A 16,354-nucleotide genomic window follows, 5' to 3' on the forward strand; every position below is an offset into this window, starting at 1 on the left:
ACAGGAATGACGTTTGAACATCTCATCGCATTTAACGCGGTTCTGATTATTTCGATCCTCAGTCCCGGCGCGGCCTTTTTGATGGCTGTGCGCAGTTCCGTTTCTAATGGGCGGCGCGCAGGCATCGCGACGGGCCTTGGCCTTGGCGTGATGGCCTGTCTTTGGACATTGGCCGCGCTCTTGGGCATGGACGCGTTGTTTGCATTGTTCCCTTGGGCCTTTGCCGCGCTGAAAATTGGTGGTGCTGTCTACCTTATCTATCTTGCGATTAAGACATGGCGCAGTGCCGCTGCCCCGCTCAATGACGCGCCAAAGGCGCAAGGGCGTGCATTTATTGACGGGTTCTTGGTTAATCTGGGCAATCCAAAATCCGTGCTCTTTGCAGCCGCTGTACTGGTTGTGGTGTTCCCACCTAACCTGACGGGAGCCGAGATCGCGTTTGTCACGCTCAACCATCTCGTTCTTGAAATCCTGTTTTATACTGTTTGTGCGTTCATATTGACTGCACCTGCTGCCCGCTCGCGCTTTTTGCGCGCCAAACCAATCATTGATCGTGCTGCCGCCATTTTGCTGGGCGGGCTTGGTCTGAAACTTCTTCTACAAAGGTAACATTCATGTCCGACACACGTCTGCCGCACGAAAAAGGTTTTCACATCAGCTGGGATCAAATCCACCGCGACAGCCGTGCGCTGGCATGGCGTCTGGATGGAAAAGGCCCCGATGACGGTGCATGGCGTGCAATCGTTGCGATCACCCGCGGAGGCATGGCCCCCGCAATGATCATCGCACGCGAGTTGGACGTTCGCACCGTGGATACAATTTCCGTGGTGTCCTACCACTCTGGCGGAGGCAAAGCAGATGATCGCCGCGAGGCCCGCGTGCTTAAATCACCAGACGCAGAAATGATGGGTGACGGCACAGGCATCCTTATTATTGATGATCTGGTCGACAGCGGCAAAACCCTTGAGCTGGTCCGCACGCTATACCCCAAGGCCCACTTCGCAACGGTTTATGCAAAACCAGAAGGCGAACCGATGGTGGATACCTTTATCACCGGTGTCAGCCAAGACACGTGGATCTTCTTCCCGTGGGATATGGCCCTGCAATATGTCGAACCATATCGCGGCAAAGACTAAACGCGCAGCCAAACAGCGATAAGCTGCGTTAACACTTCATTTCATACCCTCATCCGGACGCATCCCATGACGCATTCACGCACCGCCGCCACCTTCCCGCCCCCAGTTATGGAGGCGCGTCGTTGGCTGGATGGTGTAACCTTCCCCGCGGATCGCCCGCTCATCAACGTGAGCCAAGCCGCCCCAGTGGAAGCGCCCCACCCTGATATGCGTCAGGCGATGGCGGATGCGGTGCTAAATGATGATGATGTGCATCTTTACGGTCCCGTCCTTGGCTTGCCTGCTTTGCGCGATGAACTGGCAGCCCGAACTGCGCGGATATACGGCGGCACTGTCAGTGGCGCTCAGGCTTCAATAACTTCGGGTTGTAATCAGGCCTTTGCTGCAGCCATTGCGTCACTTTGTAGTGAAGGTGATGAAGTTATCATCCCCGTTCCTTGGTACTTTAACCATAAGATGTGGCTCGACATGTCTGGCGTAAAAACTGTCCCGCTGAAATGCGAAAGCGACATGATGCCTGATCCGTGGGACGTGACAAAACTGATTACGCCGCGCACCCGCGCAATTGTACTGGTCACGCCCAACAACCCCACTGGCGTTGAATACCCCGATGATCTGATCACCGCGTTTTATGACATCGCAAAAGCACGCGGCATTGCCTTGATCGTTGACGAGACGTACCGCGACTTTCATTCGTCAACAGACGCGCCGCATAGCCTGTTCAAACGCGATGATTGGGACGACACGCTGATCCATCTTTATTCCTTTTCCAAAGCTTACCGCCTGACCGGACACCGCGTTGGGGCAATGCTCGCCTCGCCTGCGCGTTTGGCGGAGGTGGAAAAGTTTCTCGATACGGTTGCTATTTGCCCCAATCAGGTTGGTCAGCATGCCGCACTTTGGGGAATGCAGAACCTTGATCAATGGCTTGCAGGGGAACGGGACGAAATTCTCAAACGCCGTGCAGCCATCACAGACAACATGCCATCCCTCAAGGCTAAAGGTTGGTCGCTGATGGGCTTGGGCGGCTATTTTGCCTATTTGCAGCACCCGTTTGCCATGAGCAGTGCTGAGTTAGCACCCGTTATGGTGCGTGAAGCTGGCGTTTTGTGTCTGCCCGGCACGATGTTCTATCCCGAAGACAATTCAGCTGGTGCAAAGCAGTTACGCATTGCTTTTGCCAATCTTGATGTGGACGGAATAGCCACGTTATTTGAACGTCTCAGCACACTGGACCTGCCCCACAGATAGCGCCCTCTTGCTCCTCTGCGGTCAAGCCCTTAGACAGACGCAAACACCGTTCGGAGGGTATGCACCATGGCCAAGAAATCAAACGTCGGCAAAACCGCAATGTGGGGCCTTATGGGCCTGTTATTCATCGGTTTGGGTGGCTTTGGCGCCGTCAACCTTAGCGGTAACATCCGCACCATCGGCACGGTCGGAGACAAGTCGATCGCCGTGGATACCTATGCTCGTCAAATACAACAAGAACTGAACGCGATCAGCCGCCAAACTGGTTCTGCCATGAGCTTTCAACAGGCTCAGGCGTTGGGTTTGGACCGTGCAGTCCTGCAACGCATCATGCGTGATCGCGCGCTGGACCATGAAGCGACGCAAATGGGCCTGTCCATCGGTGATGAATTGCTGCGCGATCGCATCCTGCAAATTCCTGCCTTTCAAGGTATCGATGGCTCCTTTGACCGCGATGGATACGCACAATCCCTACGTTCGGCGGGTCTGAACGAAGCCGAGTTTGAAACAAACCTGCGTGAGGAATCCTCACGCCAATTGCTGCAAGGTGCCGTGCTTAGTGGTGTTGAAATGCCTGCAGTCTATGCAGAAACCCTTGTGGCCTACGTGAGCCAAGAGCGCGCCTTCACTTGGGTGTTGTTTGACGAGGCCACGTTGGAAACACCGATCCAAGACGCTGATGAAGCGACGTTGAAAACCTATTTTGAAGCCAACGCAGATGATTTTGTGTTGCCTGCCAGCAAAAAAATCACTTTCGCATGGCTCAACCCAACCGATATTATCGACCAGGTCGAATTGCCCGAAGAAGACCTACGCAAAGAATACGATGCCCGCGCAGATCAGTATAACCAGTCTGAGCGCCGCCTGACCGAGCGTTTGGTATTTGGCGATCAGGCCAGCGCCGATCAGGCCGCTGCAGCACTGGAAGTTGGCGGTACCACATTCGAAGCATTGGTCCTTGAGCGTGGTCTGGCCCTGTCAGACATTGATTTGGGTGACGTGGATGAGGCATCTCTGGGTGCCGCTGGCGCGCCCGTTTTTTCTGCTGAAGTTGGTGATGTTGTCGGCCCTGCCCCCAGTAATTTGGGCCCGGCCCTATTCCGCGTCAACGCGGTTCTGCCTGCCCAAAACATTACCTTTGAACAGGCAGAACCTCAGCTGCGCGATGCCCTTGCTGCAGACCGTGCCATCCGGATCGTCGAAGCCCAAGCCGAAGATTTTGACGACCGCCTTGCAGGTGGCTCGACCCTAGAGGAATTGGCCGAGCAAACAGACATGGTGTTGGGGCAAATCGATTGGACCGCCGAAAGCAGCGATACAATCGCCGCCTATGAAGGGTTCCGCAGCGCTGCTGCATCCGTTTCCCAAGGCGACTTCCCGAAGATTGATCAGCTCGATGATGGTGGTATTTTCGCCCTACGCCTAGATGAAGCACTGCCAGAGCGCCCAGCATCATACGAAGACGTAACCGAAGAAGTTGCTGCGCGCTGGCGTGCTGAGCAAATCGTAACGCAGTTGCGTGCCGACGCCGAAGCCGCAAAGACAGAGGCCGAAACAGGCACCACTCTGCCAGAATTGGGCTTAACCGAACGTGTCGAATCCGAGCAAACACGCAGCAGTTTCATCGCCGCTACCCCTGCCGGTTTCATGAGCAACGTCTTTGAAATGGAAGTCGGCGACATCCGCATCATCGATGGCGCTGAATCCGTTGTTCTGGTTCGATTAGACGCGATTAACGAGGCGGATGATAACGCCCAAGCCCAAGAGCTGGTTGCCCGTCTGCGTGAGCAGCAAAACGATGCCCTCGCCCGCGGCCTGTTTGATATCTTCTCAGACGATACGCTTTTGCGTGCCGGCCAAAACATTGATCCACGCGCTATCAGCGCCGTTAACGTGAATTTCCAATAACATGGCACTGACACCCGATTTTGACACCTTTGCCAGCCACTATAACGCGGGCGACCATCAGGTCGTTTACACCCGTCTTGCGGCTGATCTGGATACTCCTGTGTCGCTCATGCTCAAGCTGGGCGGCGCTGCGGAGAACACCTTTGTGCTTGAATCCGTCACTGGCGGTGAAGTGCGCGGGCGCTATTCGATTATTGGCATGAAGCCGGATTTGATTTGGCGCTGTCGCGGCACCAGTTCTGAGGTGAACCGCGCCGCGCGCTATGATCCGGATGCATATACAGACATGCAGGGTGACCCGCTGGACGCCCTGCGCAACCTGATCGCCGAGAGCAAAATTGACCTGCCAGACGATCTGCCGCAATCTGCCGCAGGCTTGTTTGGCTATCTCGGGTATGACATGATCCGTCTGGTTGAACATCTGCCTGACATCAACCATGATCCGTTGGGCCTGCCTGATGCGGTTATGCTGCGCCCTTCGGTCATTGCCGTGCTCGACGGCGTAAAAGGTGAAGTCACCGTTGTTTCGCCCGCATGGGTCAAAGACGGCCAATCCGCGCGCGCAGCCTATGCGCAGGCCGCCGAACGGGTGATGGACGCGGTGCGCGACCTTGAGCGCACACCAGCAGGCACATCCCGCGATCTGGGCAATGCCAGTCAAGCCCCCGAACCGGTCAGCAACTTCACAAAAGACGGCTACAAAGACGCCGTTCTAAAAGCCAAAGAATACATCAAGGCAGGCGATATCTTTCAGGTAGTCCCGTCCCAGCGGTGGGCACAGGAATTCCGCCAACCGCCCTTCGCGCTCTACCGCTCATTGCGCCGCACAAACCCCTCACCGTTTATGTTCTATTTCAACTTTGGCGGCTTCCACGTTGTGGGTGCCTCCCCTGAAATTCTCGTGCGGGTGTTTGGCCAGGAAATCACCATTCGCCCCATCGCAGGCACACGGCCCCGTGGTCAAACCCCTGAGGAAGATCGCGCGCTTGAGGCCGATCTGATGAACGATCCCAAGGAACTGGCCGAGCACCTGATGCTGTTTGATCTAGGCCGCAACGATGTGGGCCGCGTTGCCAAGATTGGCACAGTGCGCCCTACGGAAGAATTCATCGTTGAACGCTATAGCCACGTCATGCACATCGTTTCCAACGTTGTGGGTGAGCTGCGCGAAGATTGTGATGCCCTTGATGCGTTCTTTGCGGGCATGCCTGCAGGCACCGTTTCTGGTGCGCCAAAGGTCCGCGCGATGGAGATCATCGACGAGCTAGAGCCCGAAAAACGTGGTGTCTACGGTGGTGGTGTTGGATATTTCAGCGCTGGCGGCGACATGGATATGTGCATCGCCCTACGCACGGCAGTGATCAAAGACGAGATGCTTTATATCCAAGCGGGCGGCGGCGTTGTCTATGACAGCGACCCAGAAGCTGAATACATGGAAACAGTTCATAAATCAGGTGCTATCCGCCGCGCAGCCGAGGACGCAGCACGGTTTGATGGAAGCGGAAACAGCTAGGCGGCTGAAATCAACGGATCACCAAGTATCGGTTTGTCATTCCGCCTAAGGCGGCGGATCAGCCGCTTCTGACGTTTCGTGTTTGGGATTGATCGCGCGGGCAGAGGTGCATGTCCTTTGACCTGCAACTCGGGGAAAATCTCCTCGATTTCGAGGCGCGCCGCTGGTGCCAGTGATTTGACTGCCAGTGGCCCACAAAAGAAACTCTCGGTAGGTGTGCCTTCGGCGATGATGATTTCGTGCTGTTCCATCACGATGTGATAGTAAGTAACATCGGTAATTTTCTCATCGACACAAATCTTTGGCAGCATGGTTAACTGCGCTGCACAAAGTAGCGTTTCATCCACACCAAACATGCGTTGAATAATAGGTGAGCGCGCCAAAAAACGGTGTTGAGGGGAAACCCACAGATCCCGTGTTGGCACACCCTGCCCCAACGCGCCTGCCAGAATGCGAACAGGCCGAAGGTTGGGCCGCTCTTGCAGAGCATTGGCATCAAATTCGCGCGACAAGACTGCCATCACAGGCTGTGGTCCACGATCAAGCGTGTGAACAAGGTCCCCTGCGCGCAGTTCCTCAACACTTACTTCGCCACGCGCGGTTTCAATTTTCGTTCCTGTACAAAAACATGCAACATAGTCGTCATATTCATTGCTTTGTTGGTGTGATGTGCGGGCGCTATTAAACGTATAGGTCGTACCCGGAAGCAACGGTTCGGTGGAGACCATTCCATCAACCGCACCCTGCTGGTAGCCATCTCCACCAAAGTGGAACGAGGTCAGCTTGTGCCCCGTCGTTGTGTTGATCAGATCATAGGCCGTATTGATAGAGGTGCCAGCCGCTTGCCCAACACCATCAATATTGACCGCATTGGTTAGAACTTGCGATCCATCAACTTCGTCAAAGACCAGATCATCATCTGTGACTTCGATCAGTGTTGGCTGTGCTCCGGCAACAAGTGTCAGGGTCCAAGTAGGACCACCAGCCGCTGTTGCGCCGTTTTCATCAGGCAGACCGGAAACAAAATCACTGGGGCTGTATACATAAAGGAACATCGGGCCATCCTAAGATTGATGGTCTAACATCCCTCAATATTCCAACATTTCTATGGCATCTCTTGGCCTTTGGTAAGGCGCTGTATTTTAGCGTTGGTTCAGTAAAACCGCAGAAACGGGCGCAAGCGCAACCGAGCCGGCACGATCGGCCAATCCCCAAACAAGAAGTGCTTCGATCGTTTCGGGCCGCAACCGACCCAACATAATGACACCGCCTTCTTGGCCTGCTTTAAACGCCGCTTGATCCAGAAAACGGCGAATAACGCGAGGTTTCTGGCCTACACCGTCAAAATCACGGAATACGGGTGCGGCGTGCACGCCCTCCTTGACGGCCAGTTTAGGCATCGAGTTTAGGCCCTTATTCTGTGTCACCAGCCCATGACCACTGGCCTTGAGGATACCCGTGACCTGATCAGCAACGGCACGCGAATTCTGAAGCCCCTCGCCAGTCCCTTCCAGAACGCCCACTATTTCTGGGAGCCCGTTCAAGGTCACGCTCATGGATACTTCTGCGTCAGAGGGCTGCGCGCCCTGCGGCAAGTCCAGCGTCGCTAGCACGTCAAACCCTTTGGCACGGTAACGCGCCATCCGGTCAGCGGCATCAACCAGTCGGACATCCACAGCGAAACTAATTGGATAGGGAAAGCTCGACAAGGCTGGCAAGCCAATCTCAGTCGCATCCAGATCAACGCCATTGTCCATCAGAACAATCGCCATCAGCGGCTTACCTTCGGGGTTTTCAAAGGGCTGCGCGTAACGGCGCAACGGTGACGTTTCACCCGAATCGTCGGTTGCTTGTGTCACCGTTTCAACAGGCGCAACTTCAGCAGCATCTGAGCGATTGATCAGCGTACTTGCTGGCGTACCGACAGTAGGTCGTGTTGTTGTTCCAAGGCTCCCAACCTGCGATCCAGGCGTTTGCACAACGCGTGGTTTAGGGGCAACCGCAACAACAGTTTCCTCATTATTTTCGGTTTCAGCCTCTGCTTCAGGTTCCGGCGTGACAACAGTCAATGTCTCGTCAGTCTCGCCAGCAGGCGCAAGTGGTTCTGCGGATTGCTGCGCGATCTCGCCATCCGCACTGTCGTCGGGTATCATCGGCGCAAGCGCTTGTGGGTTTGGCAGAACTGGCGCGTCTTCTTCTACTTTTATGATCACACTCTCGGGCAGTGGCCTTGGTTGAGTGAGATCAGCGACGTCTCCAGTTTCAGGTTGCAATGGCAAAGGTGCGGGCAACTCCAAAACCACATCCGAAGCATCGCTCTCCACCAAAGCAAGCGGTGATGGCTTTGGTGCAAGTGTCGCCGTTTCAACAGCGGGAGCCGTAACTGGCGCGGGTGATGCTGGTGCCTCGGCCACTGAATTACTCAACTCTGAAGTCACTTCTGGGGCCAACGCGGCCGCCACGGGTTCTTTCGGCAAATCTTCGCCTGAGGGCGCGCGCAAACTGATCTGAGGCTGCACAATCGCGCTACCGCTCTCGCTGGTGATAGCAAGCGCAGGCTCGGAAACCGTCGGTTCTGGCACTGCTACCGTCTCGGCTGTGCCAAGCTCCGGTGCGCGCTGCGGCTCTATCGGGACCAGCACAGATACAACACATGCCACCCCAACGCTAAAGACCGCGCCCAACCCAATACCACTCAAAATGCCCCGTGCCATAACTATTGCACCCTTGTCCTGTTACGCATCGCATAGATCATCCCGGATATTATACTCCGGTTTATGCCCCTTGCGGTGGTCCAGCCCCTTGACGATTACGCCCAAGACTGACCATCTACTCACACAATCTATACACGTCCTACGCCTGCCTTCTCTAGTCCTAATACGAAGATTTCCCAAGATGCTCCTGTTGATCGATAACTATGATAGCTTCACCTACAATTTGGTCCATTATCTGGGCGCTCTTGGCGCGCAAATGGAGGTCAAACGTAATGACACGCTCAGCGTGGATGAAGCACTCGCCATGCGCCCTTCTGGCATTGTCCTATCGCCGGGGCCCTGCGCCCCTGCCCAAGCGGGCATTTGCTTGGACTTAACCCACGCCGCTGCGCGCGAAGGCATTCCGCTATTGGGCGTATGTTTGGGCCACCAAAGCATTGGCGAAGCTTTTGGCGGGCGCGTTATTCGCGCCGATGAGATCGTTCACGGCAAACTAGGTCAGATGCACCACACGGGCAAAGGCCTGTTCGCGGGCCTACCCACTCCGTTTGCAGCCACCCGCTATCATTCATTGACTGTTGAACGGGCCACCCTGCCCGACTGTCTGGAAATCACTGCCGATCTTGAGGATGGCACCATCATGGGCCTACAGCACCGTGAGCTGCCAATCCACGGCGTGCAATTCCACCCCGAATCCATTCGCTCAGAGCACGGCCATGCCCTGTTGGAGAATTTCCTCAAGGAGGTGAAAGAGCCCGCATGAGTGAACGTCTCAAACCCCTGATTGATGCCGCCGCAAACGGGCCAATGACCCGCGCACAGGCCGAAGAAGCATTTGAAATCCTGTTTGAAGGTGAAGCAACGCCTAGCCAGATCGGTGGATTACTGATGGCGCTGCGTACGCGCGGCGAAACTGTTGATGAATACGCAGCAGCAGCAGCAGTGATGCGCGCAAAATGCCATCCCGTGGTAGCCCCTGCGGGCGCCATGGACATCGTTGGTACAGGCGGAGACGGCAAAGGGACGCTCAACATATCCACTGCGACAGCCTTTGTTGTGGCGGGCGCCGGTGTAATTGTGGCCAAACACGGCAACCGCAATCTCAGCTCAAAATCCGGTGCTGCAGATGCGTTGACGCAGATGGGCCTGAAAACCATGGTTGGTCCCAAGGTGGTAGAAAAGGCCCTAAACGAGGCTGGTATCGGCTTTATGATGGCGCCCATGCACCATCCGGCTATTGCGCATGTAATGCCCACGCGCGCCGAATTGGGCACGCGCACGATCTTTAACATCCTTGGTCCATTGACCAACCCTGCTGGCGTCAAACGCCAGCTTACTGGCACCTACGTGCGTGAGCTTACGCGCCCGATGGCCGAAACTCTCAAGCTGCTCGGGTCTGAGGCCGCATGGTTGGTGCATGGTTCGGATGGCACGGATGAATTGACCATCACTGGCGTCAGCTGGGTCAGTGCCTTGCGTGTTGGTGGCCAGATTGACGACATCGAAATCCACCCCGAAGACGCAGGCCTGCCCGTACACCCGTTTGAGGCCATCGTTGGTGGCACGCCGGAAGAGAACGCAGTGGCGTTTAACGCGCTGCTTGATGGTACCCCCTCGGCTTACCGCGATGCCGTGCTGCTCAATTCTGCCGCCGCTTTGGTGATCGCAGATGCCGCAACCGATCTAAAGACAGGTGTAGAAATGGCCCGCGCCAGCATCGATTCAGGCGCTGCGCGCGAAAAGATCACTGCCGTGGCACGCATCACGCAAGAAGCGTGAAGTTTGATCTAAGCCGATTGAGGGCGTGGGGCGACTTGCCGTTTTTCACGCAAACCCTTCCCCAAATTGAGGTTGCATTGGCCGCTGAGCAGCGAATTGTCCTGCCGCCAGCGGACCTAGTTTTCAACGCGTTAGAACGGGTTCAACCCGATGACGTACGCGTCGTGATCTTGGGGCAAGACCCCTACCACACCCCGAAAAAGGCGCATGGCCTTGCGTTTTCAATCACTGCCGATTTCGGTGGCCGGCTGGATAGCCTTGGCAATATCTTCAAAGAGCTACAGACCGATTTGGAAATCACGCGTAATCGCACCCAATTGGATGATTGGGCAGATCAGGGTGTTCTGCTACTCAACACCATCCTGACCGTGCCACAAGGCACCCCCAAGGGCCACGCAAAGCTGGGATGGCAGGTTCTGACCGATCAAATCCTTATGCGGTTGGCTGATCAACCACGCGCTTACCTGCTGTGGGGCGGTCCCGCCCAAAAGGCGGCGCAAAAGGTTGATCCAGACGTAAATTTCAAACTGGAAACCCCGCATCCCTCACCCTTATCGGTTCATCGCGGCTTCTTTGGGTCGCAACCTTTTAGCCGCACCAATGTGTGGTTGCGCAACCAAGGGCATGCGTCCATAAACTGGGGCGATCCGGAGGCACCATGACACAGACAATTCTAGACAAAATCAAGGCCTATAAGCTTGAGGAAATTGCAGCCGACAAGGCCGCAACCCCACTCGCCGAAGTTGAGGCGCACGCCGCTGCGGCCCCGCCAGTACGCCCCTTTGCGGATGCACTGTTTGATGCCACTAAAGAGAACTATGGCCTGATTGCCGAGATCAAAAAAGCCAGCCCATCCAAAGGTTTGATCCGCGAACACTTTGAACCTGCAGAACTGGCAAAAGCCTATGAAGACGGCGGCGCGACCTGTCTATCGGTCCTAACGGACACGCCTAGTTTTCAAGGTGCCAAACAATTCCTGATCGACGCGCGCGCGGCTTGCGCATTGCCCGTTTTGCGCAAAGATTTCATGTATGACACCTATCAAGTGGCCGAAGCCCGCAGCATGGGCGCTGACTGTATTCTGATCATCATGGCCAGCGTTTCCGACGCCCAAGCAGCCGAGCTAGAGGATGCCGCGACCCATTTCGGCATGGATGCGCTCATTGAAACCCACAACGCCGAAGAGCTAGAGCGCGCGCTTTTGCTCAAGTCGCGGATGATCGGGATCAACAACCGCAATCTCAACACGTTTGAGACCTCGCTGGATGTGACACGCACCCTGTCCAAACACGTTCCCGGAGAGCGGATGATTGTCTGTGAAAGTGGGCTGAACAGCCCTGAGGACCTTGCTGATATGGCCCGTTACGGTGCCCGCAGCTTTTTGATTGGAGAAAGCCTGATGCGGCAAGAAGATGTGGCAAACGCTACCCGCCATTTGTTGGCAAATCCATTGCGCGCAGGTGGTCAATAATGGCGCTTACGCATTTTGATGGCGAGGGCCATGCGCATATGGTTGATGTCTCTGACAAAGCCGTAACATCACGAATTGCCACAGCTGAAAACTACATTCAGATGAACCGCGAAACCTTTGAAATCATTACTGAAGGACGCGCCAAAAAGGGTGACGTTTTGGGTGTTGCCCGCCTTGCTGGTATTATGGCCGCCAAAAAGACATCCGACCTTATTCCCCTATGTCATCCACTGCCGATCACCTCCGTTTCCGTTGATCTGGTTCCTGATGCGGCCCTTCCCGGTATTCGCATTACTGCCACCGTCAAAACCACTGGCCAAACTGGTGTTGAAATGGAAGCATTGACTGCCGCCTCCGTGACCGCCCTCACCGTTTACGACATGAGCAAAGCCGTGGATAAGACGATGGAAATCGGCGGCCTGCGCGTCACGCTCAAAGATGGTGGCAAATCAGGCCGTCACGTCGCCCCATGATTCCTGTTGATGAGGCCCTAGCGCATCTGTTTTCCCTGACGCAGGTCATGGATGTTGAAGAAATCCCGCTGCGTAGTGCGGCGGGCCGTATTCTGGCGCGTGATGTTGTTGCACAACGTACCCAGCCGCCTTTTGCGGCCTCATCCATGGATGGCTATGCCCTGCGCCGCGCCGAGGTAGAGCCGGATGCGATGTTTAAGGTTGTCGGCGAATCCGCTGCTGGACACCGCTACACAGGAACATTGCGCGCAGGCCAAGCTATTCGTATTTTCACGGGTGCCCCCGTGCCCGAAGGTGCCGATTTTATTGTCATTCAAGAAGATGTCACGCGGCGCGGCAATCTAATCACCCTTGGCCATTCGGTTGGAAAAAAAGACAACATCCGCCCCGCTGGCGGTGATTTCACCAAAGGCCAGTCCATCACAGCGCCCCGCCGCCTGCGCCCTGCTGATATTGCCCTGCTTGCCTCAATGAACATTGCAAACGTTCCAGTGCACCGTAAACCTGTTGTGGCGATCCTTGCCACCGGAGACGAGCTGGTCCAACCCGGCGAAGTCCCCGGCCCCGATCAAATCATTGCATCAAACACCTATGGCCTTGCCGCCCAGCTAGAGGCATTGGGCGCAGATACTCGCCTTATGCCGATTGCCGCTGACACCGAGGCCTCGTTGCGCCGCAGTTTTGAACTAGCACAGGATGCCGACCTGATTGTTACCATTGGTGGTGCATCCGTCGGTGACCATGATCTGGTTGCGCCAGTTGCCGCTGCTATGGGGATGGAGCAGTCATTTTACAAAGTGGCCATGCGCCCCGGCAAACCTTTGATGGCGGGCCGTTTGGGCAGTGCAGCTATGATTGGTCTGCCTGGAAATCCGGTTTCGGCCATGGTTTGTGGTACGATTTTTGTCACCCCCATGGTTTCGGCGATGTTGGGTCTTGGTCAAAATGCAGCACCACGCCGCCTTGTCCCTCTCGCTCAAGACATTCCTGCCAACGGCCCGCGTGAACATTATATGCGCGCCCGTATTGATGACGGCCAAGTCATTGCAGAAACCCGGCAAGACAGTTCGTTGTTGAGCGTTTTAGCCAGCGCAGATGCGCTTTTGGTACGCCCTCCAAATGATCCAGCGCATACTGCAGGCACCCTCGTTCAAGTGATCGACATCTGAATCGGTTGACACAAAACAAGAACGTCTCTAGAACAAAGAGAGATAATAGGGACAAGGAATGTACTGTGCTGACAAAAAAACAGCTCGATCTACTGGCCTTCATCCACAAACGCGTACAGCGTGACGGGGTACCACCCAGCTTTGATGAGATGAAGGATGAGTTGGATCTTCGGTCTAAGTCCGGCATCCACCGCTTGATCACTGCATTGGAAGAGCGTGGGTTTATCCGCCGCCTCGCCCACCGTGCCCGCGCCATCGAAGTGGTAAAGCTGCCCGACAGTATGACAGGTGCTGGATTTAAGCCGCGTGTGATTGATGGCGATATGCCAGATACGCCCCAACCCGCCTCAGCCAAACCCGTTGTAACAATTGAAGCTACCGAGCTTCCTGTCATGGGTAAAATCGCTGCTGGTGTGCCTATTGAGGCGATCAATCAACGCTCTCATGGCGTAACAGTGCCCAATGCGATGATTGCGGGTGCTGGCGTGCATTATGCGCTCGAAGTCAAAGGCGACTCGATGATTGAGGCAGGCATCAACGACGGTGATGTTGTTGTGATCCGTGAGACATCCGTGGCGGATGACGGCGATATTGTTGTGGCCTTGGTCGAAGATCACGAAGCAACGTTGAAGCGCTTTAAGCGCAAGGGTTCGGCAATTGCGCTTGAAGCGGCGAACCCCGCCTATGAAACCCGCGTCTTGCCTGCTGATCAGGTCAAGGTTCAGGGGCGCTTGGTTGGGTTGATCCGCTCTTACTGAAACCGCTCTATTTATTGCTACGCTGCGCGTGTTGTTGTGAAGCGCGCAGCGGTTTTTCATCTGGCCAATGTGTCCATAGGCGCTCCCCCGCAACTGCCCGGGCGGTCTGTTTGATCACAGGGCCATCCGGCCCAATTGTGAATGATAGTGCACCTGTATAGCGCAAGCTGTCAGGGTCATGAACAGCGCAGGCCAATCCATCTTGTAAAAATGGCACTGAACTGACCACAATCTGGCCCTTAGTGCAGCCCTGAAATTTTGCAGCGGCACGTTTGCCCGAAACATGGATGACGTTTGCGCCCTGCTCCCACCGGCCGGCAGCTGTGTATTGATCATGGCCATCACCGTCATTTTCCAGCCAGTTGCGTGCAACAAACCCCGCGCCGCGCTGCTTGCTTAGGGCACGCCCCGTTGGAGTCAGAACACCAACCAATGTTCCTTTGTCTGATACTAAAATATCCGGCCTTTCGGTTTGCGACCACAGGGCAAAGGACGCGACCATCGCCAACATCCCGCACCAACGGGCGTGGCCGCGCCATAAGATCAACGTAAGAAACCCCAATGCGAGCATCGGCAACACCCAGCCACTTGGCCCGACCACATAGGCCCGCGCATCAGGTAGATTGGCGACAAATGTCGCAACCTTCAAAATCCACTTCACGCCGAGGCTCATCACCCATAGGCCAATGGACTCTAACCCGAATGGCGCAAGCACCGCTGCCGCAACTGCTGCTGGGATCACTAAAACCCCCATCAACGGCACCGAACTAAGATTCGCCAACAGCCCGTATTGCGCGATTGTATTAAAATGGGCGGCGGCAATGGGCGCTGTAGCCGCGCCCGCCACGGCAGACGAAATAAAAACGGCGATCGCAGGCTGCAGCCACTTTGGGCCAATCGCCAACTGCCTGTCCCGCATCCACCCAAACACTGCAACCAACGCCGTTGTTGCGGCAAAAGACATCTGGAACCCCGGCCCCATCAGCGCCTCGGGACGCATCACTAATACGATGGTTGCTGCAATCGCCACCCCGCGCAGGCTGATCGCGCGGCGGCCAATCATCAAAGCACATAGGGCAACAGCAACCATCACAAAGGCCCGCTGGGTCGCCACATTACCCCCCGACAACGCCAAATACCCTGCAGCCGCTATCAATGCCCCAGCGGCCGCAATACTACGTGCTGGAACGCGCAATACCAAAGGCGGCACCAACGCAAACGCCAGACGCAACGCGGCAAACACTACGCCTGACATCAACCCCATATGCAGCCCTGATATCGCCAAAAGATGCGCAAGGTTGCTAGCCCGTAAATCATTCAACGCGGATTGGCTGATCGCAGATCGATCACCTGTAGTGATAGCTGCGGCAAACCCGCCGATATCTCCGCCGAGAACCGCCTGAATACGCGCGGACGCAGCCATGCGCAGGCGAAAAACACCCAAGCCGCTGCCGTTTTCAGATACGCCCATCAACGGTGTGCGCGCATACCCAACCGCGCCCAATCGGACAAACCAAGCATGGCGTTGAAAATCAAACCCACCAGGCTCGACTGGCCCTGAGGGCGGAGATAAATGCCCCGTCACCATAACGCGCAGCCCCGGCTCAACCGGAATATCTACTGAGCGATCACCATGCAGCGACACACGCACGCGGTGCGGTGTTTTGTGAGGGCGCACGCGGTCCAATACGACGCGATCCAACGTGAGGCGCAGCGCGTCTGACTGGCTGCGATCAATCGCGACAATCCGCCCCTCAATTGCGCCGTAATACCGATAATCAAGGACGGGCCCCGCAACTGAGTGCGCACGCACTGCCGCTAAAAGAAACCCAAGAGCGATCAACATACCCGCAACAGCAAAGGGGCGCAGGTGTTCGGGCATCAATCGCGTCAATGCACCGCATATCGCAGGCACAAGGGCCACTTGCGCCAACACCATCCAAGAAGGTTCCCATGACAGATGAAAATACCAGCCGACACCAATAGCAAGGCCAACAGGAACCCACCCAAACAGCGCGCCCCGCTGAGCGCGCATCGTTTGGGAAAAGACAGATCCTGCGCCCATTGCTTGCCCCCGTTCGCTGCACTGGATAGACAGTCCAAAATCCTATGCTGCGGGTGGTTACCAAATGGTAAACGTAACCAAAGCGTTAATGCCCTGCCACGCCCGAAACACCTCCGA

The 16,354-nt window shown here is 55.9% G+C and carries 15 protein-coding genes; 12 read left to right on the forward strand and 3 right to left on the reverse strand.

From position 1 onward, the window contains the following. The first annotated feature begins 6 nt into the window (after positions 1-6). From V7775_RS12840 to trpE, 5 genes are all read left to right on the forward strand, one after another. The gene (locus tag V7775_RS12840; RefSeq protein WP_335752301.1) at positions 7-609 is read left to right on the forward strand and encodes a LysE family translocator; all 603 of its coding nucleotides are present in this window, start codon (positions 7-9) and stop codon (positions 607-609) included. 5 nt (positions 610-614) lie between these two features. Beyond that, entirely contained in the window at positions 615-1,136 is a 522-nt protein-coding gene (gene gpt, locus V7775_RS12845; RefSeq protein WP_335752302.1) for a xanthine phosphoribosyltransferase, read from the forward strand. A gap of 66 nt (positions 1,137-1,202) precedes the next feature. Further along, entirely contained in the window at positions 1,203-2,387 is a 1,185-nt protein-coding gene (locus V7775_RS12850; protein WP_335752303.1) for an aminotransferase, read from the forward strand. A gap of 66 nt (positions 2,388-2,453) precedes the next feature. Beyond that, positions 2,454-4,295: a peptidylprolyl isomerase gene (locus V7775_RS12855; protein WP_335752304.1), complete on the forward strand. Its 1,842-nt coding sequence runs from the start codon at positions 2,454-2,456 to the stop codon at positions 4,293-4,295. 1 nt (position 4,296) lies between these two features. After that, positions 4,297-5,808: an anthranilate synthase component I gene (trpE, locus tag V7775_RS12860; RefSeq protein WP_335752305.1), complete on the forward strand. Its 1,512-nt coding sequence runs from the start codon at positions 4,297-4,299 to the stop codon at positions 5,806-5,808. Here the strand turns inward: trpE and V7775_RS12865 are convergent. Beyond that, positions 5,805-6,863 carry a Hint domain-containing protein gene (locus V7775_RS12865; protein ID WP_335752306.1) on the reverse strand — a complete coding sequence of 353 codons (1,059 nt, stop codon included), beginning with the start codon at positions 6,861-6,863 and terminating at the stop codon, positions 5,805-5,807. The genes trpE and V7775_RS12865 overlap by 4 nt on opposite strands. Positions 6,864-6,950: 87 nt before the next feature. Next, complete coding sequence (locus V7775_RS12870) at positions 6,951-8,522, reverse strand: divergent polysaccharide deacetylase family protein (RefSeq protein WP_335752307.1); 1,572 nt, start codon at positions 8,520-8,522, stop codon at positions 6,951-6,953. 181 nt (positions 8,523-8,703) lie between these two features. Here V7775_RS12870 and V7775_RS12875 point away from each other — a divergent pair, with 181 nt between their 5' ends. The 7 genes from V7775_RS12875 (at position 8,704) to lexA (ending at position 14,172) form a co-directional block, all read left to right on the forward strand. Further along, the gene (locus tag V7775_RS12875) at positions 8,704-9,285 is read left to right on the forward strand and encodes an anthranilate synthase component II (RefSeq protein ID WP_335752308.1); all 582 of its coding nucleotides are present in this window, start codon (positions 8,704-8,706) and stop codon (positions 9,283-9,285) included. Beyond that, a complete protein-coding gene (trpD, locus tag V7775_RS12880; protein WP_335752309.1) occupies positions 9,282-10,301 on the forward strand; it encodes an anthranilate phosphoribosyltransferase in 1,020 nt (339 codons plus the stop codon). Before V7775_RS12875 ends, trpD begins: the two co-directional genes overlap by 4 nt. Then, a complete protein-coding gene (locus tag V7775_RS12885) occupies positions 10,298-10,963 on the forward strand; it encodes a uracil-DNA glycosylase (RefSeq protein WP_335752310.1) in 666 nt (221 codons plus the stop codon). The genes trpD and V7775_RS12885 overlap by 4 nt, the downstream gene beginning before the upstream one ends. After that, the gene (gene trpC, locus V7775_RS12890; RefSeq protein WP_335752311.1) at positions 10,960-11,772 is read left to right on the forward strand and encodes an indole-3-glycerol phosphate synthase TrpC; all 813 of its coding nucleotides are present in this window, start codon (positions 10,960-10,962) and stop codon (positions 11,770-11,772) included. The genes V7775_RS12885 and trpC overlap by 4 nt, the downstream gene beginning before the upstream one ends. After that, the gene (moaC, locus tag V7775_RS12895) at positions 11,772-12,245 is read left to right on the forward strand and encodes a cyclic pyranopterin monophosphate synthase MoaC (RefSeq protein ID WP_335752312.1); all 474 of its coding nucleotides are present in this window, start codon (positions 11,772-11,774) and stop codon (positions 12,243-12,245) included. Before trpC ends, moaC begins: the two co-directional genes overlap by 1 nt. Continuing rightward, positions 12,242-13,414 carry a molybdopterin molybdotransferase MoeA gene (locus V7775_RS12900; protein ID WP_335752313.1) on the forward strand — a complete coding sequence of 391 codons (1,173 nt, stop codon included), beginning with the start codon at positions 12,242-12,244 and terminating at the stop codon, positions 13,412-13,414. Before moaC ends, V7775_RS12900 begins: the two co-directional genes overlap by 4 nt. 65 nt (positions 13,415-13,479) lie before the next feature. Further along, complete coding sequence (gene lexA / locus V7775_RS12905) at positions 13,480-14,172, forward strand: transcriptional repressor LexA (RefSeq protein ID WP_335752314.1); 693 nt, start codon at positions 13,480-13,482, stop codon at positions 14,170-14,172. A gap of 7 nt (positions 14,173-14,179) precedes the next feature. Here lexA and V7775_RS12910 read toward each other — a convergent pair whose 3' ends face one another. Next, positions 14,180-16,237, reverse strand: coding sequence for a ComEC/Rec2 family competence protein (locus tag V7775_RS12910; RefSeq protein ID WP_335752315.1), 2,058 nt, complete (start codon positions 16,235-16,237; stop codon positions 14,180-14,182). Between the last annotated feature and the right edge of the window lie 117 nt (positions 16,238-16,354).

Source organism: Sulfitobacter sp. (genome assembly GCF_036960155.1).
In the GTDB taxonomy this organism is placed as follows: Bacteria; Pseudomonadota; Alphaproteobacteria; order Rhodobacterales; family Rhodobacteraceae; genus Sulfitobacter.